At 58.4% G+C, this 24,054-nt stretch carries 25 protein-coding genes; 2 read left to right on the top strand and 23 right to left on the bottom strand.

Features of this window, described 5'->3' with window-relative positions:
- Positions 1-46 precede the first annotated feature (46 nt).
- From OS242_RS18745 to yabG, 13 genes are all read right to left on the bottom strand, one after another.
- Positions 47-685: a 50S ribosomal protein L25 gene (locus tag OS242_RS18745; protein WP_267153224.1), complete on the bottom strand. Its 639-nt coding sequence runs from the start codon at positions 683-685 to the stop codon at positions 47-49.
- 114 nt (positions 686-799) lie between these two features.
- Positions 800-1,750, bottom strand: coding sequence for a ribose-phosphate diphosphokinase (locus OS242_RS18740; protein ID WP_267153223.1), 951 nt, complete (start codon positions 1,748-1,750; stop codon positions 800-802).
- 15 nt (positions 1,751-1,765) lie between these two features.
- Complete coding sequence (glmU, locus tag OS242_RS18735) at positions 1,766-3,154, bottom strand: bifunctional UDP-N-acetylglucosamine diphosphorylase/glucosamine-1-phosphate N-acetyltransferase GlmU (RefSeq protein WP_267153222.1); 1,389 nt, start codon at positions 3,152-3,154, stop codon at positions 1,766-1,768.
- 195 nt (positions 3,155-3,349) lie between these two features.
- Positions 3,350-3,640, bottom strand: coding sequence for a septation regulator SpoVG (gene spoVG, locus OS242_RS18730; RefSeq protein ID WP_267153221.1), 291 nt, complete (start codon positions 3,638-3,640; stop codon positions 3,350-3,352).
- 235 nt (positions 3,641-3,875) lie between these two features.
- Positions 3,876-4,256: a RidA family protein gene (locus OS242_RS18725; RefSeq protein ID WP_267153220.1), complete on the bottom strand. Its 381-nt coding sequence runs from the start codon at positions 4,254-4,256 to the stop codon at positions 3,876-3,878.
- Between the two features lie 4 nt (positions 4,257-4,260).
- A complete protein-coding gene (gene purR / locus OS242_RS18720) occupies positions 4,261-5,100 on the bottom strand; it encodes a pur operon repressor (protein WP_267153219.1) in 840 nt (279 codons plus the stop codon).
- A 62-nt stretch (positions 5,101-5,162) separates the two neighbouring features.
- Positions 5,163-5,861 (bottom strand): glycosyltransferase family protein, encoded by a 699-nt coding sequence (locus tag OS242_RS18715; protein ID WP_267153218.1) that lies wholly within the window; start codon positions 5,859-5,861, stop codon positions 5,163-5,165.
- A gap of 22 nt (positions 5,862-5,883) precedes the next feature.
- The gene (gene ispE / locus OS242_RS18710; RefSeq protein WP_267153217.1) at positions 5,884-6,732 is read right to left on the bottom strand and encodes a 4-(cytidine 5'-diphospho)-2-C-methyl-D-erythritol kinase; all 849 of its coding nucleotides are present in this window, start codon (positions 6,730-6,732) and stop codon (positions 5,884-5,886) included.
- Positions 6,733-6,868: 136 nt separating this feature from the next.
- Complete coding sequence (gene cphA, locus OS242_RS18705) at positions 6,869-9,529, bottom strand: cyanophycin synthetase (protein WP_267153216.1); 2,661 nt, start codon at positions 9,527-9,529, stop codon at positions 6,869-6,871.
- Entirely contained in the window at positions 9,526-10,371 is an 846-nt protein-coding gene (locus OS242_RS18700) for a cyanophycinase (RefSeq protein WP_267153266.1), read from the bottom strand. Before OS242_RS18700 ends, cphA begins: the two co-directional genes overlap by 4 nt.
- 166 nt (positions 10,372-10,537) lie before the next feature.
- Positions 10,538-10,693 (bottom strand): small, acid-soluble spore protein, alpha/beta type, encoded by a 156-nt coding sequence (locus OS242_RS18695; protein WP_267153265.1) that lies wholly within the window; start codon positions 10,691-10,693, stop codon positions 10,538-10,540.
- A gap of 137 nt (positions 10,694-10,830) precedes the next feature.
- Positions 10,831-11,118 (bottom strand): biofilm formation stimulator Veg, encoded by a 288-nt coding sequence (veg, locus tag OS242_RS18690; protein WP_267153215.1) that lies wholly within the window; start codon positions 11,116-11,118, stop codon positions 10,831-10,833.
- A 198-nt stretch (positions 11,119-11,316) separates the two neighbouring features.
- A complete protein-coding gene (yabG, locus tag OS242_RS18685; protein WP_267153214.1) occupies positions 11,317-12,177 on the bottom strand; it encodes a sporulation peptidase YabG in 861 nt (286 codons plus the stop codon).
- 98 nt (positions 12,178-12,275) lie between these two features.
- On the opposite strand from yabG, the gene OS242_RS18680 reads away from it, so the two are divergent.
- Positions 12,276-13,070, top strand: coding sequence for a glycosyltransferase family 2 protein (locus tag OS242_RS18680; RefSeq protein ID WP_323372979.1), 795 nt, complete (start codon positions 12,276-12,278; stop codon positions 13,068-13,070).
- A 46-nt stretch (positions 13,071-13,116) separates the two neighbouring features.
- On the opposite strand, the gene OS242_RS18675 is transcribed toward OS242_RS18680, so the two are convergent.
- The 5 genes from OS242_RS18675 to OS242_RS18655 all read right to left on the bottom strand — a co-directional run bounded on the left by OS242_RS18675 (position 13,117) and on the right by OS242_RS18655 (position 19,149).
- Positions 13,117-14,010 (bottom strand): DHH family phosphoesterase, encoded by an 894-nt coding sequence (locus tag OS242_RS18675; protein WP_267153213.1) that lies wholly within the window; start codon positions 14,008-14,010, stop codon positions 13,117-13,119.
- A gap of 205 nt (positions 14,011-14,215) precedes the next feature.
- Entirely contained in the window at positions 14,216-15,142 is a 927-nt protein-coding gene (locus OS242_RS18670) for a DMT family transporter (RefSeq protein ID WP_267153212.1), read from the bottom strand.
- 153 nt (positions 15,143-15,295) lie between these two features.
- The gene (locus OS242_RS18665; protein WP_267153211.1) at positions 15,296-15,874 is read right to left on the bottom strand and encodes a suppressor of fused domain protein; all 579 of its coding nucleotides are present in this window, start codon (positions 15,872-15,874) and stop codon (positions 15,296-15,298) included.
- A gap of 21 nt (positions 15,875-15,895) precedes the next feature.
- On the bottom strand, positions 15,896-17,353 hold the full coding sequence (locus OS242_RS21340; protein WP_323372978.1) for an HNH/ENDO VII family nuclease: 1,458 nt from the start codon (positions 17,351-17,353) through the stop codon (positions 15,896-15,898).
- Positions 17,354-17,550: 197 nt separating this feature from the next.
- The gene (locus OS242_RS18655) at positions 17,551-19,149 is read right to left on the bottom strand and encodes an esterase/lipase family protein (protein ID WP_267153210.1); all 1,599 of its coding nucleotides are present in this window, start codon (positions 19,147-19,149) and stop codon (positions 17,551-17,553) included.
- A gap of 172 nt (positions 19,150-19,321) precedes the next feature.
- On the opposite strand from OS242_RS18655, the gene OS242_RS18650 reads away from it, so the two are divergent.
- Entirely contained in the window at positions 19,322-20,791 is a 1,470-nt protein-coding gene (locus tag OS242_RS18650; protein WP_267153209.1) for a hypothetical protein, read from the top strand.
- Positions 20,792-20,828: 37 nt separating this feature from the next.
- On the opposite strand, the gene OS242_RS18645 is transcribed toward OS242_RS18650, so the two are convergent.
- From OS242_RS18645 to OS242_RS18625, 5 genes are all read right to left on the bottom strand, one after another.
- Positions 20,829-21,311, bottom strand: coding sequence for a ribonuclease H-like YkuK family protein (locus tag OS242_RS18645; protein WP_267153208.1), 483 nt, complete (start codon positions 21,309-21,311; stop codon positions 20,829-20,831).
- Positions 21,312-21,424: 113 nt separating this feature from the next.
- Positions 21,425-21,661, bottom strand: a complete 237-nt coding sequence (locus OS242_RS18640) for a hypothetical protein (RefSeq protein ID WP_267153207.1) — start codon at positions 21,659-21,661, stop codon at positions 21,425-21,427.
- Positions 21,662-21,722: 61 nt separating this feature from the next.
- Complete coding sequence (rsmA, locus tag OS242_RS18635) at positions 21,723-22,595, bottom strand: 16S rRNA (adenine(1518)-N(6)/adenine(1519)-N(6))-dimethyltransferase RsmA (protein WP_267153206.1); 873 nt, start codon at positions 22,593-22,595, stop codon at positions 21,723-21,725.
- Between the two features lie 14 nt (positions 22,596-22,609).
- Positions 22,610-23,179 carry a ribonuclease M5 gene (gene rnmV / locus OS242_RS18630; RefSeq protein ID WP_267153205.1) on the bottom strand — a complete coding sequence of 190 codons (570 nt, stop codon included), beginning with the start codon at positions 23,177-23,179 and terminating at the stop codon, positions 22,610-22,612.
- A 106-nt stretch (positions 23,180-23,285) separates the two neighbouring features.
- Entirely contained in the window at positions 23,286-23,906 is a 621-nt protein-coding gene (locus tag OS242_RS18625; protein ID WP_267153204.1) for a LysE/ArgO family amino acid transporter, read from the bottom strand.
- Positions 23,907-24,054: the final 148 nt, after the last annotated feature.

Genomic DNA, 24,054 nt, shown 5'->3' with positions numbered 1-24,054 from the left:
ACCCACCTGTAAGGTCGGTACTTTTTCTGAACATCTTATTTGGTTCTTATACCATCGCTTCCTTGCCCTTGCCTTCTTGGTCGTGGACGATCTCCGGTTCTTTCGGTTCGATCTCGGTTTCCGGCGGTGCGTTTTTCGCTTCGACGATCATGCAGATGACGTCGCCGCCTTCTTGGTTGAGCTCGACGCCGCTCGGGAGCACGATCTGTGCGCAGGTGAGGTTTTCGCCGATTTTGAGGTCGGCGATGTTGTGGGTGATGAACTCCGGCACTTCGGTCGGCAGGCAGCGGATGCCCACTTCGCGCATCAGTTGTTGGATCACCGCGCCTTGTTTCTCGACTCTTTCCAGTCCGTCGAGGATGACAGGCACTTCCACTTTGACCGGTTCGCGCAGGTCGACGGCGTGCAGGTCGATGTGCACCGGGAATTTGTTCAGCATGTCGCGGTCGATCTCTTGAATCAACGCCGCAATGCGGTTCGTGCCCTCGATGTTCACGTCCACCAGCATCCGGCCGTGGCCTTTGATCTGCTTGAACGATTCATGCTTGATGTAGATCGCTTGCGGCGGCACGTCTTTGCCGTACAGAACGCCCGGCACGTCGCCGCGGTTGCGGATTTGGCGCTTTTCGCCTTTGGTCAGCGCAAGTCTGCGCCCTGCTTCCAGTGTGATGCGGTTGGTAGCCATTTGCGAGTTCCTCCCGTTCTTTCCAAAACTGTCGGTGCTTCTACCTGAACAGGATGCCCAAAAGGAGAATAAAAAAACCCGGCAACGTAAAGTTGCCAGGTCCTTTTTGCTAATTTAGAACAACGTCGAAACCGACACTTCCTCGTGGATGCGGATGATCGCATCGCCGATGAGAGGTGCGATCGAGAGGACGGTGATCTTGTCGCAGCCTTCGAAGTCCTCCGCCGAGTGGGCGATGGAGTTGGTCACGACGACCTCTTTGATCACGGAGTCCTGCAGACGCTGGATCGCCGGGCCCGAGAAGACCGGGTGGGTGCAGCACGCGTAGACTTCGCGGGCACCGCGCTCCATCAGGGCTTTCGCGCCTTGGGCGATGGTGCCGGCGGTGTCGATCATGTCGTCGATCATGATCGCCGTCTTGCCTTCGATGTTGCCGATGATGTTCATGACCTCGGAGACGTTCGGCTCCGGGCGACGCTTGTCGATGATCGCGATGCCGGCGCCGAGGCGGTCTGCCATCGTGCGCGCACGGGTCACGCCACCCATGTCCGGGGAGACGATGACCACGTCGTCGAGGTTCTTTTCGAGGAAATAGTTCGAGAGGATGCGCTCTGCCAGCAGATGATCGACCGGGATGTTGAAGAAGCCCTGGATCTGGCCTGCATGCAGGTCGATGGTGATCACGCGCTGCGCCCCTGCCGTCGACAGCAGGTCGGCGACCAACTTGGCCGTGATCGGTTCGCGGGCGCGGGCTTTGCGGTCTTGGCGTGCATAGCCGTAGTACGGGATGACGACGTTGATCGACTTGGCCGAAGCCCGCTTGAGCGCGTCGATCATGATCAACAGTTCCATCATGTGCTCGTTGGCCGGAGCGGAGGTCGGCTGGACGACGTACACGTCGCAACCGCGAACGCTCTGCTCGATCTTGATCCGCACTTCACCGTCCGAGAAGCGGACGATGCTCGCGTTGCCAAGCTCGATGCCGACGTGATCTGCAATCTCCTTTGCCAGTTCCGGATTCGCATTCCCCGAGAAAATCTTCAGCTTGTTATCCATGTATGGCATGCGCTAAGCTCCTCACTATTTTTTCTGCCGCAGACGGGCATCTAATTTGTCGGTATAGCCTTCTTTGGTGGTCTGACGCTCGCGGGCGATCGCCAGCGAACCGTCCGGCACGTCGTCGGTGATCGTCGAACCGGCGGCGATGTACGCTTTGTTGCCGATCGTCACCGGCGCGACGAGGTTGGAGTTGCAGCCGATGAAGGTGCCGTCGCCGATGATCGTCTTGTATTTGTTCACGCCGTCATAGTTGACCGTGATCGTGCCGCAGCCGACGTTGACACCGGCTCCCACCTCCGCGTCGCCGATGTAGGAAAGGTGCGAGACCTTGCTCCCTTCGCCGATGCGGGCGTTTTTGATCTCGACAAAATCGCCGATCTTGCCCTTTTTCCCGATGTGCGCCTTCGGGCGCAGGTACGCGAACGGGCCGACCGTCGCCAGATCTTCGACGACTGCCTCGGTCAGCACGGAGTGCTGGATCTTGACGTCGTCGCCCACGGTCACGTCCTTGAGGTGCGCGTTCGGGCCGACGGTGCAGCCCTCGCCGATCACCGTCTTGCCTTCGAGCACAGTGCCCGGCAGCAAGGTGGTGTCCGCGCCGATCACAACGCCTGCGTCGATGTAGGTGTTGCCCGGATCGACGATGGTGACGCCGTTTTTCATGTGCTCCAGCGCGATGCGCTCGCGGATGATCCCGTTCGCCACAGCCAGTTGGGCGCGGTCGTTGATCCCTTGGATCTCCTTCGGATCATCTGTGATGAACGCGCCGACCTTGTGGCCTGCACCGCGCAGCACTTCCAGGCAATCCGTCAGGTAGTATTCCCCTTGGGAGTTGTTGTTATCGATCTTGGAGAGCGCGTCAAAGAGCAGGCGGTTGTCAAACAGGTAGACGGACGAGTTGATCTCGCGGATCAGCCGCTGCGCCTCCGTCGCGTCTTTCTCCTCGACGATGCGCAGCACGTCGCCCGTCTCCTCGTCGCGGATGATCCGCCCAAGGCCAAACGGGTTGTCGACGATGGCGGTCAGCACGGTCACAGCCGCGCCGCTCGCCCGGTGCTCCGCCAGCATCTTCTCAATCGTCGCCGGACGGATGATCGGCGTGTCACCGGCGCAGACCAGCGTGGTGCCGTCCTCGCCTGCCAGCTGCGGCTGTGCCATCATCACCGCGTGCGCGGTGCCGAGTTGCTCGTCTTGGACGGCGTACTCGTAGCCTTCGCCGAGCGCCGCCATCACCTGTTCTTTCAATTTGCCTATGACCACGATCTTGCGGTCAAATCCGGTCGTATTCAAGGTGTCCAGCATGTGCTGAATCATCGGCTTGCCGCAGATCGGGTGAAGCACCTTGTGCGTCTTGGACTTCATCCGTGTCCCGAGGCCGGCCGCGAGGACCACCGCAAAAGTTCCTGCCATCTGACAATCCTCCCATCAGGATTCCGAAAAAACGGTTATGTAAGAGTAGAAGAGTTTACACGATCTTTAGGTTGTCCATTTCAAACTATATCTTAAAGGGGTACCCTTTTCAACCGACTTCAAAATATCGTAAAAAAAACAGACCTCGACACGCTGGGGGAGCATGCAAGGTCTGTTTACGTATGCCGATTTGGCTTAGGCAATCGTCGATTCCTCGACAACTTCTTCGGTTTCGTCCGCTTGGTAATAAGCGTCCAAGACAGCGTCTTGAATTTTTTTCCGCGTTTCGGAAGAGATCGGGTGCGCGATGTCGCGGAACTCACCGTCCGGCGTGCGCTTGCTCGGCATCGCCACAAACATCCCGTTGTTGCCGTCGATCACGCGGATGTCGTGTACGACGAACTCATGGTCAATCGTGATGGAGGCGATCGCTTTCATGCGGCCTTCCGTGTTCATTTTGCGAAGACGTACGTCTGTAATTTGCACAATTGGTCACCTCGAAAGTATGGATGTAGTACGTGTTGCCTAACTTTACTTTTATAATACCACGGTTCGGGACTTAATTCCTGCTTACTACAGAAAATTTTTTAAAAAGTTTGTCAGGTCTACTTTAGTTTATTTTTGCAAATACGAAAACCGGGTCATGTCGTTATTAACCTCTTAAACGAATAAAAAGCGCCCCCGGTTAACAGGGGCGCTTTCGATGGTGCAGCAGGCTTTGTTATTTGACGATGGCGATCAGGTCGATCTCGACGCCGACGTCTTTGGGCAGGCGCGCCACTTGTACGGTGGAGCGAGCCGGACGGTGGTCGCCGAAGTATTGGGCATACACTTCGTTGATCTCGCCAAACTGGTTCATGTCGGCGATGAAGACGCCCGCTTTGACGACGTCGTTCAAGGTCGCGCCCGCTTCCGCGAGCACCGCTTGCAGGTTTTTGAAGACTTGGTGCGTCTGCTCTTGGATCGAGCCGGTGAGCAGTTCACCGTTCGGCAGGAGCGGGATCTGACCCGAGGTGAAGATCATGTTGCCCGCTTTGACCGCTTGCGAGTACGGGCCGATGGCAGCCGGCGCGTTGGTGGTGGAGATGATTTGTTTTTCCATGAGATTAACGTCCTCCTTCAGATGCGTCTTCTTCAAAATACGTGCCCGGCACGACTTTTACCTGCCGGGTCTCTTCGTCCACCTCTTGCAAGGTGGCGAGCGAGAGATACTCTTTGACGATCTTGTTCTGCGGTTCAGCCGTGTCGATGAACACACCGATGCCGACCACGTCGACATGAAACTCGTGCATCAGGTCGATCACCGCTTTCGACGTGCCGCCCGCTTTCATAAAGTCGTCGATCAACAGCACTTTCGTCCCCTGCGGCAACGAGCGTCGCGACAACGACATCGTCTGGATGCGCCGCGAGCCGGAGACGTAGTTGATCGACACGGCCGAGCCTTCGGTCACCTTGTGATCGCGGCGGACGACGACCATCGGCACGTTGAGAAAACGTGCGGTCGCCACCGCCAGCGGGATGCCCTTGGTCTCGACGGTGACCACATAGTCCGCGCCCGACTCTCGAAAGCGGGACGCGAACAGCTTGCCCGCCGTATCGAGCACCTCCGGCAGTCCGAGCACGTCCGACATATAGAGGAAACCCCCCGGCAAAATGCGATCGCCGTCCGTCAGGGTCTCGGAGATCCCTTCAATAAACCGCAAGCCGAGATCGCGGCGGTACCCCGGTACATAGCGCACACCGCCGGCCGCGCCCGCCTGCGTCTCCAGCGTGCCCAAGCCCTCCGCCTCCATCACCTCGCGGATGATCGCAAGGTCTTCGCTGAGCGAAGATTTGGCGGAGGAGAGCTTGTCTGCCATCTCGGTCAGAGACAGCACGCGATGCGGTTGTTCGAGCAGGATCTGGGTCAATCGCACGATGCGCTCACTGCGTCGCATTTTACTCACAAAGCTGATCTCCCTTCAAAAACACGAACATTGATTCATTGAATATATCACCATTTTCGTGTTTATAGCAAGTGAACTCGCCGGGCGAGGATCAGGTCGCTCTCCTTGTCGATGTCGGTTCCGATCTCCGGGTAGTCGCTGATCACCGCTTTGGCCCGCAGACCTGCGATCCGACCCACTCTCGCTTCCAGCGCGTGCACCGACAGCGTGCGGAACAGCGCGGAGAGGAGAAATCGTCCGATCACCCCGTAGCCGAGCTCCTTCGATAGCCGCAGCGGACTCTTGCGCAACGCAAACAGCCGCTCCAGCCGCACGGACAGGGGCGGCAGGATGCCGGGCCGGATCAAAAACAGATTGCCCCCCGTAAACGTCCCTTCGCGCAGCCGCGCATACGTCCGTCGCACATCGGGAAACTGCCGTTCGCAGGCGTCGCGGGAGATGATGGGGTAGTACACGTCGGCCGTCCCGTCGCAGCGGCCGAGAAAATCCTGCACCGCTTCCGGCGTGAGAAAGGGGATGTCGCAGGAGACGACCAGCACATAGCGGCTGTCGTCGGCCACATCGGTCAGCGCATCGAGCAAATTGGGCACGAGATCCTTGTGAGTGCCGCGATGGACGCGCACGTCGCCGATCTCCGGCACCGCCTGCAAAGCGGCGACGACATAGTCGACCATCCTCCGGTCGCCGAGGGTCAGGTCCGCCTTATATGGAAGCGGCAGGCGGTCTGTACGGCCGCCCGCCATCACGATTGCATCGATCACGAAGATCCCTCATCTTCTGTTATTAAAAGAATCGGCAGAGATACACTTCCCGCGAGAAACCGCGCAGGGCGTTGCAGATGCGCAGCGCTTTTTCCTCGCGTTCCACCAGCGCAAACACCGTCGGGCCGCTGCCGGACATCATCGCGCCCGGTGCGCCGAATTTGAGCAGTTGCGACTTGAGCCGCTCAACTTCCGGGTGCATCGCAAACGTCACTTTTTCCAGTACATTTCCCATCTCGGCGCAGATCTGTCGGAGATCGCCTTTGGCGAGCGCCTCCACCATCGCCTTCGTGCTCGGGTGCTTTTCGATCTCATCGGTGCGCAGACGGCCGTAGACCTCTGCTGTCGACACCGCGATCGGCGGCTTGACCAGCACGACCCACATCGGGCAGGTGTTCGGGAGCCGCTCGATCTTTTCGCCGCGTCCTCTCGCCACCGCCGTTCCGCCATACATGCAAAACGGGACGTCCGAGCCGATCTTTGCGCCGAGCTCCGCCAGTTGGTCGAGCGACTGGCCGAGGTTCCAGACTTTGTTCAATCCGCGCAGCGTCGCCGCCGCGTCGCTGGAGCCGCCTGCAAGGCCTGCTGCGACCGGGATGCGCTTGTCAATGTGGATGTGGATGCCCTTTTGCACGCCGAACGTCTCTTTCATCAACTTCGCCGCTTGGTAGACCAAGTTGCGCTCGTCGAGCGGAATGTACGGAGCGGTGCAGGAGAGCGCGATCTCGTCCGCCTCCCGCTCGGTGAACGTCAGGTGGTCGGAGAGGTCGACCGTCTGCATCACCATCTCCACCTCGTGGTAGCCGTCCGGGCGTTTGTAGAGCGCGTCGAGGGTGAGGTTGATTTTCGCTTGTGCTTTTTCAGTCCACATAAGAATGACCTACTTTCATCGCTTCTGTTCCTTCTTTTCACGATACTGTTCCATGCAATAGGTCATTTTCCTCCCGTCAACAGGAAAAAAAGCGTGCCAAGACGCTTTTTCCCTGTTCCTCCCGACGCGCCGTTCGTTATGCTTTCAAGACCCCGCCCTGGTCAAACAGCGACATGTGCGAGACGGAAACAGCATCGTGCCGCTTGAGCACGTCGAGGACCGGAGCGAGCTTTTCATAAAACACCACGATCAGCTCGCCGTCCTCGATCTCGCGCAACGCCGTCTCCAGCGCTTCGCATTCGTTGTGGATCACCCGGCACTCCTTCTTTGGGTCGACGCGCCGGATCGCATGGTGCAGCAGGTCGGCCACCTCGCCTTTGTGCCGTCCGCGCAGGTCGGTGTCCTCCTTGACGAACAAGCGGTGGAAGCCGCTCGCCGCCACGCGGCCCGACTCGGAGACGATCTCGTTGTTGCGGTCGCCCGGCACACCGACGACGCCGGTGACGCGGCGGTTCGGCATCCGGCCCGCCATCTCGCAGATCGCGGCGAACGAGTGCGGGTTGTGCCCGTAGTCGACCAGCACGTAGCCGCGTCCGACCTGATAGAGATTGACCCGCCCCGGATTGTGCAGATCACTGCGAAATCCGCGCAGAGACTCGACCACTTTTTCCTTCGACAGGCCGTACGCCCGGCAGGCTGCGATCGCCGCCATCGCGTTGGCAACGTGGAACAGTGCCGCTCCGTGCATCGTCACCGGGATCTCGTCGGCCCGCATGATCCGCTGTGCCGTGTCGCCGACCGCCTCGAAGATCACCCCGTCGCGCAGGAAATACCCCGTCCCGCCTTCCGACAGATGACGGCGCAAGATGCGCGATTGCGGATCGAGCGAGAAGAACACGTACTGCCGCCCTTCCCGGTGGCGCGGTTTCAGGTGCTTGGGCAGCTCGCGGATGTTCGGATCGTCCGCGTTGAGGATCACCGTGCCGCCCGGACGCACCCGCTCGGCGATCAGCGATTTGATTGCGAGCAGGTCCTCGACTTTGTGAATGCCATCCTGCCCGAGGTGATCCGGCTGCACGTTGGTGATGATGCCGATGTCCGCCCAGTCAAATCCCAAGCCCCCGCGCACCATCCCGCCGCGTGCCGTCTCCAGCACCGCGATGTCGACGCCCGGGTCGCACAGGATCGCCCTCGCAGAGCGCGGGCCGGTCGTGTCGCCTTTGGCGATGCACGTCCCGTCGATGTAGATGCCGTCGGTCGACGTCATCCCCACCGTCTTGCCTGTCGTCTGCTGCATCACATGCCCGATCATCCGCGTCGTCGTCGTCTTGCCGTTGGTGCCCGTGATCGCGATCACCGGGATGCGCGACTCACTCCCCGGCGGATAGAGCATGTCGAGGATCCGCTCGCCCACTTCGCGGGGCTCCCCGGTGCTCGGACGCGTGTGCATCCGGATGCCGGGCGCTGCGTTGACCTCGATGATCGCGCTCTTTCGCTCATCGAAGGGCCTCGAGATATCCGGGCAGACGAGGTCGAGCCCGCACACGTCGAGGCCGACGATCCTCGCCGCCCGCTTGCATACATCGGCGACGCTCGGGTGGATCTCCCCGGTGCGGTCGGCCGCCGTGCCGCCGGTCGACAGATTGGCGTTGTCGCGCAGCATCACCTGCTCGCCGTTGTGCGGCACATCGCCGATGGCGAGTCCGGCGCGGGCCAGCTTGGTGATCACCGCTTCGTCGATGCGGATCTTGGTCAGCGGCTTCTCATGACCGTCGCCACGGAGCGGATTCTCATTTTCCAGCGCGATCAGTTTCTCAATCGTATGCACCCCGTCGCCGACCACGCTGGCCGGCATCCGCTCCGCCGCCGCGACCACTTCGCCGCCGACGACCAGCACCCGGTAATGACGGCCTTCCAGATAGCTCTCCACGATCACATCCGGGCCGTAATACGACGCCTTTTCATACGCGTCGCGCACTTCCGCCTCTGTGACGAGATTCAGCGACACGCCTTTGCCCTGATTGCCGTCGAGCGGCTTGACGACCACCGGGGCCCCGACGTCGCGGAACATCTCCACGGCTTCCTCCGCATCGCCTGCCACCCGGCCATACGGCACGGGGATGGCGGCGAGATAGAGCAACTCCTTCGTCAGATCCTTGTCGCCGGCGATGTCCACGCCGATGCAGGACGTCTGCTCAGTGATCGTCGCCTGGATGCGCTTCAAATGCCGTCCACTGCCCAATTGCACCAGCGAGGCTCCGTTCAGCCGGAAACACGGGATCCCGCGCTTCTCCGCCGCTTCCACGAGGGAGCGCGTACTCTCTCCGAGCCCGGTGCGGCCGATCAACCGCTTCGCTTCCTCGACAGCCGCCTCCACCGAGTACGGCTCGCCTGCGATCATCGCTTCGATCAGATCGAACGCGCTGCGCAGCAAATGCTCCATCGCCGCTTCGTTCTGGCATTCGACGATCACATCGTACACGCCCTCATCGGCGTACAGCGTCTGTCCGCGATTGGCGGTGAGTCCTGCGAGCTGACTCATCTCAATCGCGGCATGTTCGATCACATGTCCGATATATGTACCGCCGTAGAGCCGCTCCACAAACCCGCCGGGCTCGCCTTTTGCGCAATGATGATCATGGAGCCCCGGCAATACGCCGAGCAGCCGCTCCGTCATGCCTGCGAGTTCATACGACTCTGTGCCTGTATACTGTTCCAAATGTAAACGCATCACCATCACCGGCCGATGCAAATAGAGATTCGGTCCGGGAATGAACCGAATATCCTCGATTTTCATTCGTTGTCCACTCCTCGTGTTCGTTCGGACGTCTTCGCCGTGTCCGCTTCTGGAATCGGTTCCCGGTCGCGCAAGTGAAAGCGCGACCCTCGGGGCAAAATGTGCATCTTGATGCCAAACAGCGCGAGATCATCGCCATGACGCACCTGCTCCAGATTGGAATAGGTGAGATGCGCCGCATCGATGACAGAGACCGCGCCTGCTCCGATCACATGAAACTCCTGGCCCTCCACCACGATGGCAGTATTTTCATCAATGCCGAGCCCCATATGGTGCGGGTATTGAGCCACCGCCGAAAACAAACGTCCGTACCTCCCCCGCTGAGCAAAATGCTGATCGATCACCACGCCCGAGATAAACTCCATCCCCGGCGCCATCTCGACGATCCCGACTTTGGGATTGGTCTCCCCAAGGCCGGTCACGATCATCGTGCTGGACATCATCGATGCGCCGGCAGACGTCCCGGCGAGGATCAATCCATCTTCCTGATATCGCTTATGCAGGGTCGTATCCATTTTGGTGCCGCCGAGCAGTTTGGTCACGCGCACCTGATCACCGCCTGTGAAAAAGACGCAGGTGGCGTCCTCAATCGCTTTGATCGCGCTGGCACGGTCGGCCGCATCCCGCGTTGACACGTCGAACATGCGCACGTCGGCCACGCCGATCCGGTCAAAGACCTCGATGTACTCCGACCCGACCTCGATCGGCAATTCGGTCGCAACGGTCATCACGACCACGCGCGCATGTTTGCCGCCCGCGAGACGGACCACTTCGCGAAGAATTTCACAATCGTTCTGCTTCTCCTCCGCACCGCCGATGATGACCAACTTGCCTCCTCGCATACTCAAAACGAATAGCCTCCTCATTCTTGTTAGGAGTTGGAAATACTGCTTCAGGATGACAGTCTTCCCTCTTGTTGCGAGCGGTTATTCATCCGTTTTGTTTTCAAAATGACAATCAGGGCGAAATCGGTGCCAGACCGACCGCCCTGATCCTGTCAAAATCACGCTACGGACGATCCGAAACGGAGCGCTCCGCCATCTCAATCGCCCGCTTGACCAGATTGCCCGCATCCTTCGCTTTGATGCCGCCCCAGCCTTCCTTTTGTACCGTATCGAGGATGCCCATGTCCTTTGCGATCTCATACTTCAACGACTCCGACATCACACCGCCCCGTCGTCTGCGTCCCACAGGTGCTTCCTCCTTTTGAGTTCCGGCGTATGGGGGTAGTATGCTCCATTCCGGAAAAAAGAAAAAAGCCTCTCATGTGTTATGAGAAGCTCCAGGGTCAAGATTGTATTTTATGCCTCTAAGTATCCCGGCTCGTAAGCCAGACGTACTTCACCATCATCATTGCAGACCATAAGCTCTACAGTTTCGGTGAGGATATCTGCGTAGCTGTAGGAGACGCGTTTGAAAGAGTTCTCCTGATCCAACTTGATGACGAAAACAGAAGGGTATGTCTCTTCGAGAACGCCAGTGCGCTCAATGGTTTTTCGACGTCCACCGTTAGCGCGCAGCAAGATCTTCTCGCCGACATGACGGTCGAGGCTGCGCTTGATCTCGTTCAGTGCGTTTTTCGCTGTCATACACACCACCTCTTTCCAGTACATAGTGTAGCATGTATGACGAACTTTGTCAAATGACGCGAACTATTATATCAGCGACTCGAAAAACCTGTCAACGACCTTTACAAAGAAAAAATAGGGATTAATCTCGAATGTTGTCTGAAAAGTCAGTTTAGCTCTTTCATTCGCCTTACTTTCCCTTTAGAACCACACCCGCGATTAATACGGAGATCGCGGCAGTCCGATCCGGTATTTCCCTCGCGTTTCCAAGCCGCCCAGACCGTCCGTCCCGGTGATCGTCGACTTGACCACGTCGAAGATATTCACCGTCTGGTTGATCGGCGTATAGGCGATCTTCTCCGCGATAAACACCGGGTCGAGCGCATGGATCAAGATCCGGTGCGGCGACGAAGCAAAATTGGCCCCGGCGTCGAGGAGCGACTCGTAGTGCGATTGACAAGCCCCGGCAAAAATGATCAGATCGTCAAAGCTGCGCTCATATTTCCGCGCTGCTTTGACCGCCTTGATAAACTTCTCCGTGTTGCGGTAGTTGTAGAGGTTGCCCAGATCCTGCCCCTTGCGCAGCAGCCCGTCGTGGCCGGTCAGGATCAGGATGTCCGGTTGGTACTCCTCCAGAAAATGCGGCAACACCTCGGCCATCCGCGCCTCATTCACATGATGACCCACCGCCGGGATGCGCAGTTCTTCATAGAACATCAAGCATTTGTCCAGGTAGTTTACATCCCCGTCCACATGCAGAACGCGTCCCGGCTTTTCAAAAAAATCGTGGCTGGCGCGAAATTTGACATCCGAACGCATCATCCGCTTTTCCTCTTCGACCAGACGGCGCATTCGGATCAAGCGCAGGCAGTCGTTTTCCTCCCGCGTGTAGCTCTCCCGATAATGGCGCAGTTCGTTCTCCGTCACCCGTTCGAGATCCGAGAGCGGGGCGTCGGCCATCAAGCGGACCTCGATCCCTTTGAGCGTGGCCACGCTTTTGTCGGGTTCGACTTCGACGATGTGAAAACAGATGTCTTTGCCGTACGATTTGCGCGTGACGAGATCACCGATTTTCCACATGTGCGAGCCCCCTCCTTTCCTGTGCTCTCCCAGTGTATTCCGATCAGTGCCCTTTGGTCACATGCCGCATAGACTGAGGTACAAGGAGGTGATGACTCGTGTACGCAGTGATTCCCGCCCGCAACGAAGGCACCCGTCTGCGGCAGGCGGTCCAGACCGTGCGGCAGGCCGGCCTTCGCGATCTCATCGTCGTGGTCAACGGCTGTCAGGATCACACGAGAGACGTCGCCGCCTCCCTGCAGGACGGCCGCCTGACCCTTCTGCATTTCGACGAGGCGCTCGGCGTCGACATCCCCCGCGCCGTCGGGGCCGCCTACGCCTACCGCAAAGGGGCGGAGCACGTGCTGTTCTACGACGGCGACCTGATCGGCCCCCACCGCGACGAACTGGGCAAGTTGATCGACAGCGCCCGCCGCTTCTCCCTCGACCTCGCGCTCACCGATCCTTACGGCACCGCGCATGGCCTCGACGTCGCCCGCGAGCCGCTGCTCGCCCTGCGTCGCGACCTTGCCCGGCGGCTCGGCCTCGAAGGGCGGCTCGGGCTCTCCAACCCGGCTCACGGCCCGCACATCGTCTCCCGCGCCCTCCTGCGCCACATCCCGCTCGACTTCCTCGCCAAGCCGCCGCTCGTGCTCGCCTACGCCGCGCGCGCCGGTCTGCACCTCGACGCCCTCGCCCGCATCCCGCACGCGCGCCTCGGCTCTGCACACAAAGGGCCGGAGCACTATGCGAAGATCCGCGAGACGATCATCGGCGACCACCTGGAGGCGTTCTGCTACCTCGACGGCCGCCCGCGCAGTCGCCGCCTGCACAGCCGCCTCTTTGACGGATACGACTCCGAGCGGAGATTCGACTTGTTGGCTCGATTCGCCCGCTCGCTCACCCGCACATAAAAAAAAGAGGTTCTGTCATCTGCGACAGAACCTCTTTTCTGCTTTTTTACTCCTCGTCGCCAAGCAGCGTCGAAAACTGCTCGATGATGCTCGGGAGCAGCACCTTCAGATCGCCCTTTGCCCGGTAGCCGGCAAACAGCGCGTAGCCCCAGATGCCGCCTCCGTCCATCCCGCGTGCCGCCTTAAACACATGGGCCGCGTTGATGTTGTATTTCTGGGACAGCTCTTGGCGGATGTACATGCGGATCTCCGCTTCCTCGCCGCGCATGTGCCCGACGATGGAAACGTCCGCCCCGAGGTCAAACAGCGCCCGGGCGGCAAACGTCGGGATGTTCGACTCAATCGTCGTCACCAGCACGTGATAGCCGTTGAACGTGTACTTCTGCGCATCGAGCGCAGCCTGACAGATTGCGCCGCGATCCTTGCGCTCGTCGACCACGTACAGCCGCTGGATCTCCTCGTACGTCAGCCCGCACGTCGCCAAGATCTCGCCGAACGAGCGGAACGCCTCCGAGTCGCCTTTGTGGAAATTGATCGTATCGGTCATGATCCCCGCCGCCAGTGCGAGGCCGGTCTTGCGGTCGAGCGGTGCCTTCAGCTCGCACAGCAGGCGGTAGACCAACTGGCAGGTCGATGACACCTGATCATACAGGCCGCCGAGCGCCTTCTCCCGCAACGTGTTCTCCGGGTGATGATCGACAAAATAATACCTGTCGGGCAGCGATTCCTTCAACTGCACGGGCGAAGCGGCGTCCACGATCACGACATTGTCGTAGCGGCTCGGGTCGGGTGCGATCAGCACCTCCAGCTCCAGTTCGTCCATCAGGCGGTACGCATGAGTCGCCACCGCCCCCGGCACGCCCACATCGGCCCCGATGTAGCGGGACACCGCGTAGGCGGCGCCGATGGCGTCGCTGTCAGCCTGATCATGACAGAGCACCAGGTTGTGCTCTCCTCTCATCTTCGCTATCGTCTCTGCAAAATTCATGGAAAAGCTGCACCATCCTATATTGAAACCTGAACTGGCTCCGTTTTACAAATAAACCCTATCGCGCCTGTCTACAGAATCAAACATTATTATATAGGATATGAGATCGCGATGGAAACGGTTCATCTACTATCCTGTCCCAAAACTTGCCTGAAAACTACACCTCTGCTCCTTTTTGCGGGAGCGGCGCGGTCTTTTTCCCCGGCGCACGCGTCGTCAGCACCACACCGCCGATGACCAGTACCACCCCGACCAACTGCGACAGATGCAGCGACTCGCCGTAAAAGACCGACGAGATCCACATCGCATTGATCGGCACCAGATTGACATACGCGCTGGCTTTGCTCGGTCCGAGGCGGGCGATGCCCATGTTCCAGATCACAAACGCCACCACCGTCGCGCACACCGCCATGTAGACCAACTCCAGCCACGACTGCCCGGAGATCGCAGGCACCTGCCCCCAGCCGCCTTCAAACAGCGAGACGGCAAAGAGCAACAGCGAGCCGATCGTCATCGTCACCGTCGTCACGAGCAGCGACGGCACGCCTTTGAGCACCGCCTTGGAGACGATCCCGTACGTGGAGAAGCAGAGGACCGCCCCGATCAAGATCAGATCGCCGACGTTGAACGACAAGGTGCGGATCACATCGAGGGATCCGCCGGAGATGACCGTCAGCACCCCGAGCAAGGACAGCACCATCCCGAACCCGATCTGCCGGTTCCACACCTCGCCGAGAAACAGCACGGCGAGCAGCGTCGTCGTCATCGGATTCATCGACACGACCAGCGACCCGTTCGTCGCGGACGTGTACTGGAGCCCGAGGAAGAAAAACGCGTTGTACGCAAAGATCCCGGTCACCGACACGAACAAGAGCCCCTTCCACCGCTCCCGCATCAGCTGCCAATCCCAGCCCTTCTGCACCGTCAACCAGATCACCAGCAACACGCTGGCCATCCCAAACCGGATCGCCGCCGTCGTAAAGGGTGGCAACTCCGTCACCACATGCTTCCCCGCCCCAAACGCCCCGCCCCAGAACAGCGGCACGAGTAGCATCAGCAGATAGATGATCCCGACCTTTTTCACCCTCGCTCCTTCTTCCCGTTTACAAATTTTTATAAAGTACAAACCGCTCTCCGTAATGCACATTTAGCTTTATTATCCACCCTCAGGCGGCGGGGCGTCAATGAAAAGAAAAAGGGCCTTTGCACCCGGCAACGGCTCCTTCCTCCATGAAACTTATAAAACGGACGCACGGCGCAGATCAAACAGATCGATCTGCTTCTCTTCAAACAAAGATTCCAGCGCCTCTGCCCCCTGCTCCTCGGCAAAGGCCCGCTCCGCCTCTGAGATCGGCACAGCAAGCAACCAAGCCACTTTCATCGAAGGAAACTCCAGCGTCTTTAGCTCCTCTTCCCATAAAAACGGCGGAACGAGCCACACATGCTTCATCTCCACATCCGGAACGTTCACCGCCACCGCATCGCGAAGAACAGCACCCGGTCGACACTCTGCATTCGCTTCCATCACATCAAACGCACACGTCGCCAATACATTCGCATATCCCGCAAACGCACTCCCGCAAGCCCCCACAATCTCCACTCGCAACGGGACTTCATCCGAAGTCAGGCCAATCGACGCATCCGACAGTCCAATCGTCGAATAGGAGGTCACCCCCGCCTGCGGGCGGTCCGGACAAGAAAGAATGTCGACATCGTTCTTTTGCTGGTTATCCCAATATTTGAAGACAGAAGGCTTGCCACCAAAGACTTGAAAGGCAGCTTTTGCGATCTGTTTCTTTTGAATGGATACTGTCATTTACAATTCCTCCTCGACGTATCATGGCCCAAAGTAATCATCTGACATGTCTTCCCCTTTATGACTTCTATTAGAGCTTGGCAATTCAGGTCGATAATGATTCGGTTCGTTATATTCATCCAAGAACTCTTTACGTGTGATTTCACGTTCTTTTGCGCTCTCCTTATGTTTACGGAACTCGAAACCTGGCTTATGCCCCATATCCCAAGGCTGGCCTCTATCCATTTCTTGACCGGTTAGCGGATCTTTTACTTTTCCATCCGCGTCTTTTGCATTATCCCATACCTTGTCACGAACTCCTTTTCTGAAACCAGATGGACGGTCGTAACTAACAGGCTTTTCAACAGTACCGTTCCCACCGGATTTTCCTCCACCGCTCCCCTGTGCCCGCATCAAAAGATCCCAGTCCTTCGAGGCCTGTGCAGCCGAATGGAGAGCCACGCCCCCGCCGTATGCCATGCCGGCGACGCCTACACCTGCGACGACCAGAGCTCCGCCGGAGACGACCCAGCCTGCCGGGCCTCCTGCCAAGGCGGCGACAGCGGTCGAGCCACCGCCGGATGCGGCGCCGAAACCGACTTCTGTGAGTGCGGCCCCTACCGCGCCGGCGGCCGCATCGCCGCCGATGCGGCCGAGGAAATAGGCTTGTCCGCGCGAGGGATCGTCATCAAGCAAATACTCTTCAAACAACCCGTAGGTCATATTGTTCGCAAATGAACACACAGCCCCCTCGGCAAAATCGCCGAAGTTGCCCCATGCGATCCGGGCGTAGTACTCCATCTCATCATCTAGCCACTCATCCATTTTCTCTTCGACGAAGTGCTCAAGGTCTCCCGCTTTGGCTTCGAGAAAGTCACCAAACTCCTCGGCCTTGTCTCCGATCTCGTCCACGGCTTCTTTTGCAGAATCCCATAAGCCGCCAAGGAAATTTTTCGTCTTGTCGATCAGGCCCCCTTCTTCTGCATGAGCAGAGCCTCCAGGCCCGTAATGCAAGCGATTGGCCATCGCCTCAATCTGTTGGAATTGCGACGAAGCAGCCGAATGAGCCCGATACTCCAGCGAGTCCGCCTCATGCTCCAGCGAAGACTTCCGATGACGCAACTGCGTGATCTCACTGCGCAACGAGGACCGACGGGTCTCTTCCGCACCCCAAAGTTGCGACTCCAGAGAATCGATCTGCCGGTCGAGATGGTCAGCCTGTTGACGCAATTGGTTGACCTGATCGAACATCCCGGCCAACGTACTCAGTACAGACGAGGTGCGTTCAAACGCCCGGGCCGCTGCATAACAGTCATCCCGCATCTGATTGTTCACCGTTTGAAACGCCTCTGCCCCTTCGCCTTTCCACCCGTTTTGACCGCTGGAAAGGTTCTGATAGATGTGATCCAAATGCTTGGCATTCCCGTGCATTTCATGTGCCGCCGCGTAAAAATTTCGCGCACCGACTCGTATGTTTGCTGTATCAATCATGCGACTCATCAGGATTCACCTCGAAAAAATGACTAATTGGTGTAATCCAATACTACCATCACTTTACAACGGCTTCCAATAAATGTTTACTGCAACATTCCTTCAAATCTGCTGTAACCTCCGCAATGCTCCCCGATCCAACCTCCCCCCACCCCAAAAACCCCTGTGCATCCGCACAGGGGTTCGTTGCCTTCCTATTCCTTTCCTTACTTCGGCAGATTGCCCGCTTCGTCGGTCACGGCAAAGTTGTAGTTGACCGAGCGGGTCACAGCCTCGCCTTTTGCGTTCGTCCCGACGACGTCGAAGGAGAGGTTGTAGACGCCCGCTTCGGTCGGCTTGACGAAGGTTGCGGTCACGCCGCCTTTGCTGTCGGCTTTCAGTTCGACGTCGCTCTTCTTCGAGGTGCCGTTTTTCTCCGCTTTGTTCAGCTTGGCGATCTTCACCTGTTTACCGTCGACTTTCGCCCCGTCGAGGGCGAGGGAGAGCGAGACGGTCGCGTCTTGTTTGCTGTGGACTTTTTTGTTCGCTTTCACTTTTACTTGGGAGCCGCCTTCGAGGACCGCGTTCATAAAGTACGCGTCGTTCGCGCCCTCCATCTGCACCGTCCAAGTGCCCGCTTCCGGCTTGTCGATAGAGAAGAGGTTGTGCGACGCCTTGGCAAACGCGAGGTCGTCAGTCGAGCCGTCAGACGCCGTGCCGGTGTACGTTTTGCCGGACGGGGAGACGAGCGTGACTTGGGTCGCTTTCGACGCGGTCATCAGGTCGAGACGGATCGCGTTCAGGCCGCTCTCCAGCGTGAAGGTGTCGGTTGCCGTCCCGGCGATCTCACCGCCGCGCAGGATGTAGTTGCTGCTCTCTTCCACCGATGCGGTCGGCGAGATCAGATCCTTCGAAGCCAGCATGTTCGGTGCCACTGCGCCGTAGTAGGAAGTCGTGGTCAGGCGCGGTCTGACTTGCCACCACGTCTCTGAAGCGTAGCGCATCTCGGTGTGCGACAGGCGGTCCGACCCGTTGTCTGTAAATCCGTAGTACCCGTACGGCAGGCCAAACGCGGAGTAGATCGCCACCGCGCCGTCATCCTCGCCCGGCAGGAACGCGCGGGAGTAATAGGTCGCCGAGAAGAACCCGTCATCACCCGTGCCGCCCGACATGTAGGTGCGGGTGTAGTTGTTTTCCGACCGACCATCCGTTTGATTGCGGAAATTGCTCATGTAGGAAGTCTGCAACGAATACACCGCGTCATCGCGCTGCCCCATGATCGCCGCCAGCCACCACGTCCACGAGCTGTACGCCATGTCGGCGATCTCCGAGCCTTTGTTCGGAGTGGAGAGCTGGTGCACGAGGTTGACGTACGGATACGCGCCGTAATGCACCAACGCCGTCTGCGTGTCGATGCCGCCTTTGGAGTGGGCGACGATGTTGATCTTGTTCACGCCGTAGTAGGTGCGAACTTTCTGAATCACGTTCGCCAGCACCGGACCGTTGGTCCACATGTTGCCGCCGCCGCCGTCCGCGTCCTTCAGTTGGACAAACGCCGTGCGGTAGCCTGCGTTGTACGCGGCGTCATAAAAACCGTCCGAGTTGTACCACGTCGTGTAGTCGGAGTGCAGCCCCTGAACGAAAAGGATGACCGGCTTGTTAGAATCAACGTTCGGCGGGATCGCCCCGTGGTACCAGTCGCCAAACTTGTACGTTGCGTTGTCATTGTGCAAGATCGGGGCCGGAGCCGCCGCCATCACCGCTTGCGGAGCCAGCGAGACACCCAGCATCGCTGCCGCTGTTGTAATCTTCAGAATTTTTTTCATAAATATTCCTCCCTCTTTGTATGCGATTTCAAGGATCGCTTCTTACCCCTACTTTATCATACTTCGGAGATATGTAAATATTACCTTCAATAAATAAACATCAAATTACCAATAGACAAAAATTGGGATTCCTCTGATAATGAAGAGGAAGCCGACCTGGGGGGGATAAGGGATGAAACACATAAAAAAAGCAGGGTTCGCGTCCAGTCTCATTGTGATGCTTGCGGTCAGCGGCTGCGTTCCGGCTGCGGAGAAGACCAGCACGGAGCCTGGGACTGAGCTTTCTTTCAAAGCGGAAACGCCCGCGTTCTACCCGCCGCATCTGGAAGACGCGATCTTGTTCCGACAGCGGGCCGGATCGGTGGCCGTGCCGGAAGATCTCAAAGCCGCCTTGCAACGGTCTGTTCCCGCCAATCAGCGCCAGTTGCGCAAATTTCCGCACCCGTATCGCGGCATGTTGGCGTTCGCGTCCGACATCGACGATACGACACCGGAGGAGTTCGCCGAATACCATCGCTTTTTAAATACAAAGGAAGAGATCCCCGGCGTGGGGCCGGGAGTCGGTCTCGACGTCGGCGACTCGATGTGGTTCTACCTCGCCAATGACAAGCCGAACATCGCCGACAAATCGGGTCACGGCTTTGAAGGGATCATGACGTGGTTCGATTACACCGACATGACGAAATACCGCTACAAAGACCTGATCAAACACTACTGGCAGTCCGGCTGGATCGACTCGATGCACACGTTCGGCGATTTCTCCCGCAAAAATCCAAAGGACGTCGTGTTCAAGCGCGAGTATGCAGTCAAAGCCTGGGAGGAAATGAAGGCGAACGGCATCCAGTGTGAAGTCTGGATCAACCACGGCAACGAAGCCAACGTCGATGCTTTCGGTGCCTTTCACCCGAAGCAGTTCTCCAAATACCAAGAAGGCGACAACCCCAAATCACCGAACTACCACACCGACTTGACAATCAAAAACGGCGTCCACTTCGTCTGGAACTCCAAGGGCGAGTCCCAATTTGGCAACGACTCGCCGATCTTTGAGATCTCCTTGCGCGACGGGCAAAAGATCTGGGGCATCCACCGCTACACGCACGAGCAAAAAAATCGAGCCCACGACTGGACATGGGTCCCGCGCGAGGTACACCGTCAGATCACCAAGGAACGCCTCGATGCCCTGATCGAGAACGAGCAATACGCCGTGATCGGCCAACATCTCGGCGGCTACAACATCGGGTTCCCGTTCGACGAAAAAGGCGTCCAGACCCTGCGCATGCTGGAAAGCTACCAAGAGCAAGGCCATGTGCTCGTCGCCCGCACGTCGCGCCTGCTCAACTACTCGGTCGCGCAAAAATACGTCCAGTATGCCGTCGCTCATAAGGACGGCGAGACCTGGCTGAACATCACCGCGATCCAAGACCCGCTGTTCGGTCCGCAACCGCTCGTGCTCGACAAGGTGCGCGGCCTGACCTTCTACGTGGAAGACCCGGAGAAAACGCATCTGTTGGTCAACATGAAGCCTTTGTCGGCCGACGAGTACCAAGTCAACAAACCGGATCACACCGGACGCGGCAGCATCGGCGTCAAATGGTTCCCGCGCGATCTGACCGACTATTCGAGGACAGCACCGCAACGATAAAAAAACAGCCCGATCTCGTGGAGAGACGGGCTGTTTTTCAGACGCGCGTATACCGGTCGGCCACTTTCGAAGCGGCGAACGAATCCGGTTTGATCTTGGCCTCGTAGCCGCTGCCTTCGACCCAGCCGAGCAGTTCTTTGATCAGGGGCTGGGTGGCGCCGTTCTGGCCGATGTCGAGGTGGATTTCGAGGTTGGGAGATTGTTGCGGCAGTTCTTCAAACAGTTCTTGCAGTTTGGAGCAGACCAAGAGAGACATGGAGGCTTCCGTATACATGCGTTGTCGCATCGCTTTGAACAGAGGCCGTGACTTTTTATGAATGTAGTAGCGGGCCCCTTTCCCCACGCGATGCACGATCACCGCCGTGACGAACGTCGTTTGCCGACGCTGTTCTTTGTTTTGCGAATCGGAGCCGATCGTGATCTTGTATTCGGCATCCGGTGCCTCGCGCATATAGGACAGCATGTCTTGTACGACCAGAGGGAGGCTGAGCTTGCCCTTCGTTGCGTTCACAAAGTCCATGATCTCACCGCCTTTGCCCCTAGTTTATTCGGGAACGGCAGGGATCATGTAGACGAGTGCCTATTTATCACCCGGCAGATGTAAGAATACATCATAAGCTTATTTGTTCTCGATCAATGGCCCGTCAAGCTCATATACAACCCAAACAGGAGCATCATCACAAAAATCGCCCGCACCACATAGCCCCCGATCCGCAACCACCTTGGCATCGTGCTCAACTGGACCGGTTTGAGCAGGCCGCCTGCTTCGATGCGTTGCAACTGCGCGATCTGCGGGTCGAGGGCTGATTCCCGGTCTGGAGCTTCTGACAGATACGGCGGTTGTGTTTCGTGAAACTTCGTTTCCTTCACATAGCTCGCCCCCTTCTGTGTCGCCCAAATATTTACATCCATTATAAAACAAAAACAGCCCTCACACGAGGGCTGCTTTCAGTTCCGTTGCCAATTTTGCATATTCTTCCAGAGACAGCGTCTCACCGCGACGTTGCGGCTCGATGCCGGCGCGTTCGCAAGCGGCGAGGAGCGCGTCTTTTTCCAGTTTCGGCTGGAGGTTGTTTTGCAGGTTGTTCAGCAGCGTTTTACGACGCTGGGCAAACGACGCTTTGACGAGATGGAAGAAATAGCGCTCATCCGCCACCTCGACGGCCGGCGTCTCCCGCACTTTCAGCTTGATCACCGTCGACTCGACGTTTGGCGCGGGCATGAACGACGACTCCGGCACCCGGCAGACGATCGACGGCTCGGTGTAATACTGAACGGCAATCGTCAGCGCCCCGTAGTCTTTGCCGCCCGGTTTGGCTGCCATGCGGTCGGCCACCTCGCGCTGCACCATCACGACGATGGAGCGCAGCGGCAGTTTTTCCTCCAGCAGTTTCATGACGATGGGCGTCGTCACGTAGTACGGCAGGTTGGCCACGACGCTGACCTTGCGCCCTGCGAAGTGCTCGGCAAACAGCGCATGCAGATCCGCCTCCAGCACGTCGGCGTGATGGACGTGGACGTTGTCGTAGTCTTCCAGCGTCTTGGCCAGCACGCGCAGCAGGCGGTTGTCTTTCTCCACCGCCAGCACCCGGCCCGCCTCTTCGCACAGCTCTTGGGTCAGCGTCCCGATGCCGGGCCCGATCTCCAGTGCGCCGGACTCTTTGTCCAGTTCGGCCGCTTCGACGATCTTGTCGAGGATGTTGCCGTCGATCAGGAAGTTCTGACCGAGCGATTTTTTAAATTGGAACTCAAAACGGTTCACGATCTCGCGTGTGACCGACGGGTTGACCAATCGTTTGTTCACCGTATGTACTCCTCCTATTCCGGACGCGGTTCCGGGACATAGTCAGGTTCGACCTCCGCGTACACCCTTTCAAACTCTGCGCGGGAGACGCCGAGCATGTTCAGCTTTTTCCAAAACGTCTTCGCATTGCCATAGCCGATGCCAAGCCGCTCCCCGATCGCCATCCGACGCTGCGCAGCCGCCGGGTGAGCGGTCAGGCCATACTCGATGATCTCCACCCAGGAAAACTCCGGCTCGCTGCCCGTCCACTCCGTGCGTACGCTCTCGAGCGCGCGGCGGATCGAGTCGGCGTTGGCGTTTTCAATGCCGAGGTCGCCGTCCTTCGCCCGCGCTTCCTCTCGGGACAGAAAGGCGTGCTTGCATCCGGGCACCCGGCGGGACACGAGGCGTCTGATCCGCTCGCCGGCCGAGTCCGGGTCGGTGAAGATGATCACACCGCGCTCCTTGGCGGCGCGCTCCACCTGTTTCAAAAAGCTCTCACTGACCTCCGAGCCATTCGACAGCAGACAGTCTGCCTCCACCGCTGCGTCAATCGCTTGCTTGTCGTGATAGCCTTCGACGACGATCACTTCTTTGATCTTCACTCGGGATTCCCTCTTTTCAAAAAAGAACGAGTCTCGTATACGGAGACTCGCAGTTTGCTTGATCTTATTATAGCAAAGTTTTCCCACGGACATGGAGCGGTATTCGCTACGCCAGCGAGACGGCCAGATACACCGCACTTCCCCACATGACCAGTGCCGAGACGCGATTGAGCATCGGCAGGAAATTCGGATTGAGCCGCCCGACCCAATGCCCGGCCGCCGCCAGAGAGAAAAACCACAGGATCGACACCGCGATGCATGCCGCCGTAAACCACACCCGGTCCGCACCGGCGTATTGCAAGGACGACGTGCCAATCACGCCGACCGTATCGAGGATCGCGTGCGGGTTGAGCAGCGAGACGGAGGCGGCGAACAAGATCTGCTTTTTCGCGGAGACGGGTGCCGTCTGGGTCGCGGAGGGAGCCTCCGAGTCTTCCTCATTCGGCGCGGCTCCGCTCTTCCACGTCACCCACCCCATATAGAGCAGAAACAGCAGGCCCCCGACCAGCAGGATGTATTTGAACCATGCAAACTGCAGCACCAGAACGGACACTCCGGTGACAGCGAGCAAGATCAAGAGCAGATCGCACAAGGAGGCCGTGAGCACCACCGGCAACGCCTTTACATAGCGTGGCTGCGTCGCGCCTTGGTTAAATACGAACACATTCTGCACACCGAGCGGCAGGATCAAGCCGAAAGCCAACAAAAATCCGTGCAGAAAAGCCATGGCAGCAGGACCTCCTCTGACTGATGCGATGATGTAGACTTCATCCATGCACAACCTTATCAATATTGTCATTTTTCGGCAAGTATGCGGTCGCGAAAGAAAAAGAAGAGCGCCGCTGGTTCGGACGCTCTTCCTCGACACGTATTTT

Origin of the sequence: Tumebacillus lacus, from assembly GCF_026410385.1 — a bacterium.
Lineage (GTDB): Bacteria > Bacillota > Bacilli > Tumebacillales > Tumebacillaceae > Tumebacillus > Tumebacillus lacus.
The sequence above is the reverse complement of the archived record's forward strand: the minus strand, read 5'-3'. Positions and strand labels throughout refer to the sequence as shown.

Coding starts and splice junctions, on each gene's coding strand:
- OS242_RS18745 (WP_267153224.1), bottom strand. CDS start 685: ATGGCTACCAACCGCATCACACTGGAAGCAGGGCGCAGACTTGCGCTG.
- OS242_RS18740 (WP_267153223.1), bottom strand. CDS start 1,750: ATGCCATACATGGATAACAAGCTGAAGATTTTCTCGGGGAATGCGAAT.
- glmU (WP_267153222.1), bottom strand. CDS start 3,154: ATGGCAGGAACTTTTGCGGTGGTCCTCGCGGCCGGCCTCGGGACACGG.
- OS242_RS18725 (WP_267153220.1), bottom strand. CDS start 4,256: ATGGAAAAACAAATCATCTCCACCACCAACGCGCCGGCTGCCATCGGC.
- ispE (WP_267153217.1), bottom strand. CDS start 6,732: ATGTGGACTGAAAAAGCACAAGCGAAAATCAACCTCACCCTCGACGCG.
- cphA (WP_267153216.1), bottom strand. CDS start 9,529: ATGAAAATCGAGGATATTCGGTTCATTCCCGGACCGAATCTCTATTTG.
- OS242_RS18700 (WP_267153266.1), bottom strand. CDS start 10,371: ATGCGAGGAGGCAAGTTGGTCATCATCGGCGGTGCGGAGGAGAAGCAG.
- OS242_RS18695 (WP_267153265.1), bottom strand. CDS start 10,693: ATGTCGGAGTCGTTGAAGTATGAGATCGCAAAGGACATGGGCATCCTC.
- veg (WP_267153215.1), bottom strand. CDS start 11,118: ATGACAGCGAAAAACGCACTGAACGAGATCAAGCGCAGCCTCGACCGT.
- yabG (WP_267153214.1), bottom strand. CDS start 12,177: ATGTGGAAAATCGGTGATCTCGTCACGCGCAAATCGTACGGCAAAGAC.
- OS242_RS18665 (WP_267153211.1), bottom strand. CDS start 15,874: ATGACAGTATCCATTCAAAAGAAACAGATCGCAAAAGCTGCCTTTCAA.
- OS242_RS21340 (WP_323372978.1), bottom strand. CDS start 17,353: ATGAGTCGCATGATTGATACAGCAAACATACGAGTCGGTGCGCGAAAT.
- OS242_RS18655 (WP_267153210.1), bottom strand. CDS start 19,149: ATGAAAAAAATTCTGAAGATTACAACAGCGGCAGCGATGCTGGGTGTC.
- OS242_RS18650 (WP_267153209.1), top strand. CDS start 19,322: ATGAAACACATAAAAAAAGCAGGGTTCGCGTCCAGTCTCATTGTGATG.
- OS242_RS18645 (WP_267153208.1), bottom strand. CDS start 21,311: ATGGACTTTGTGAACGCAACGAAGGGCAAGCTCAGCCTCCCTCTGGTC.
- OS242_RS18625 (WP_267153204.1), bottom strand. CDS start 23,906: ATGGCTTTTCTGCACGGATTTTTGTTGGCTTTCGGCTTGATCCTGCCG.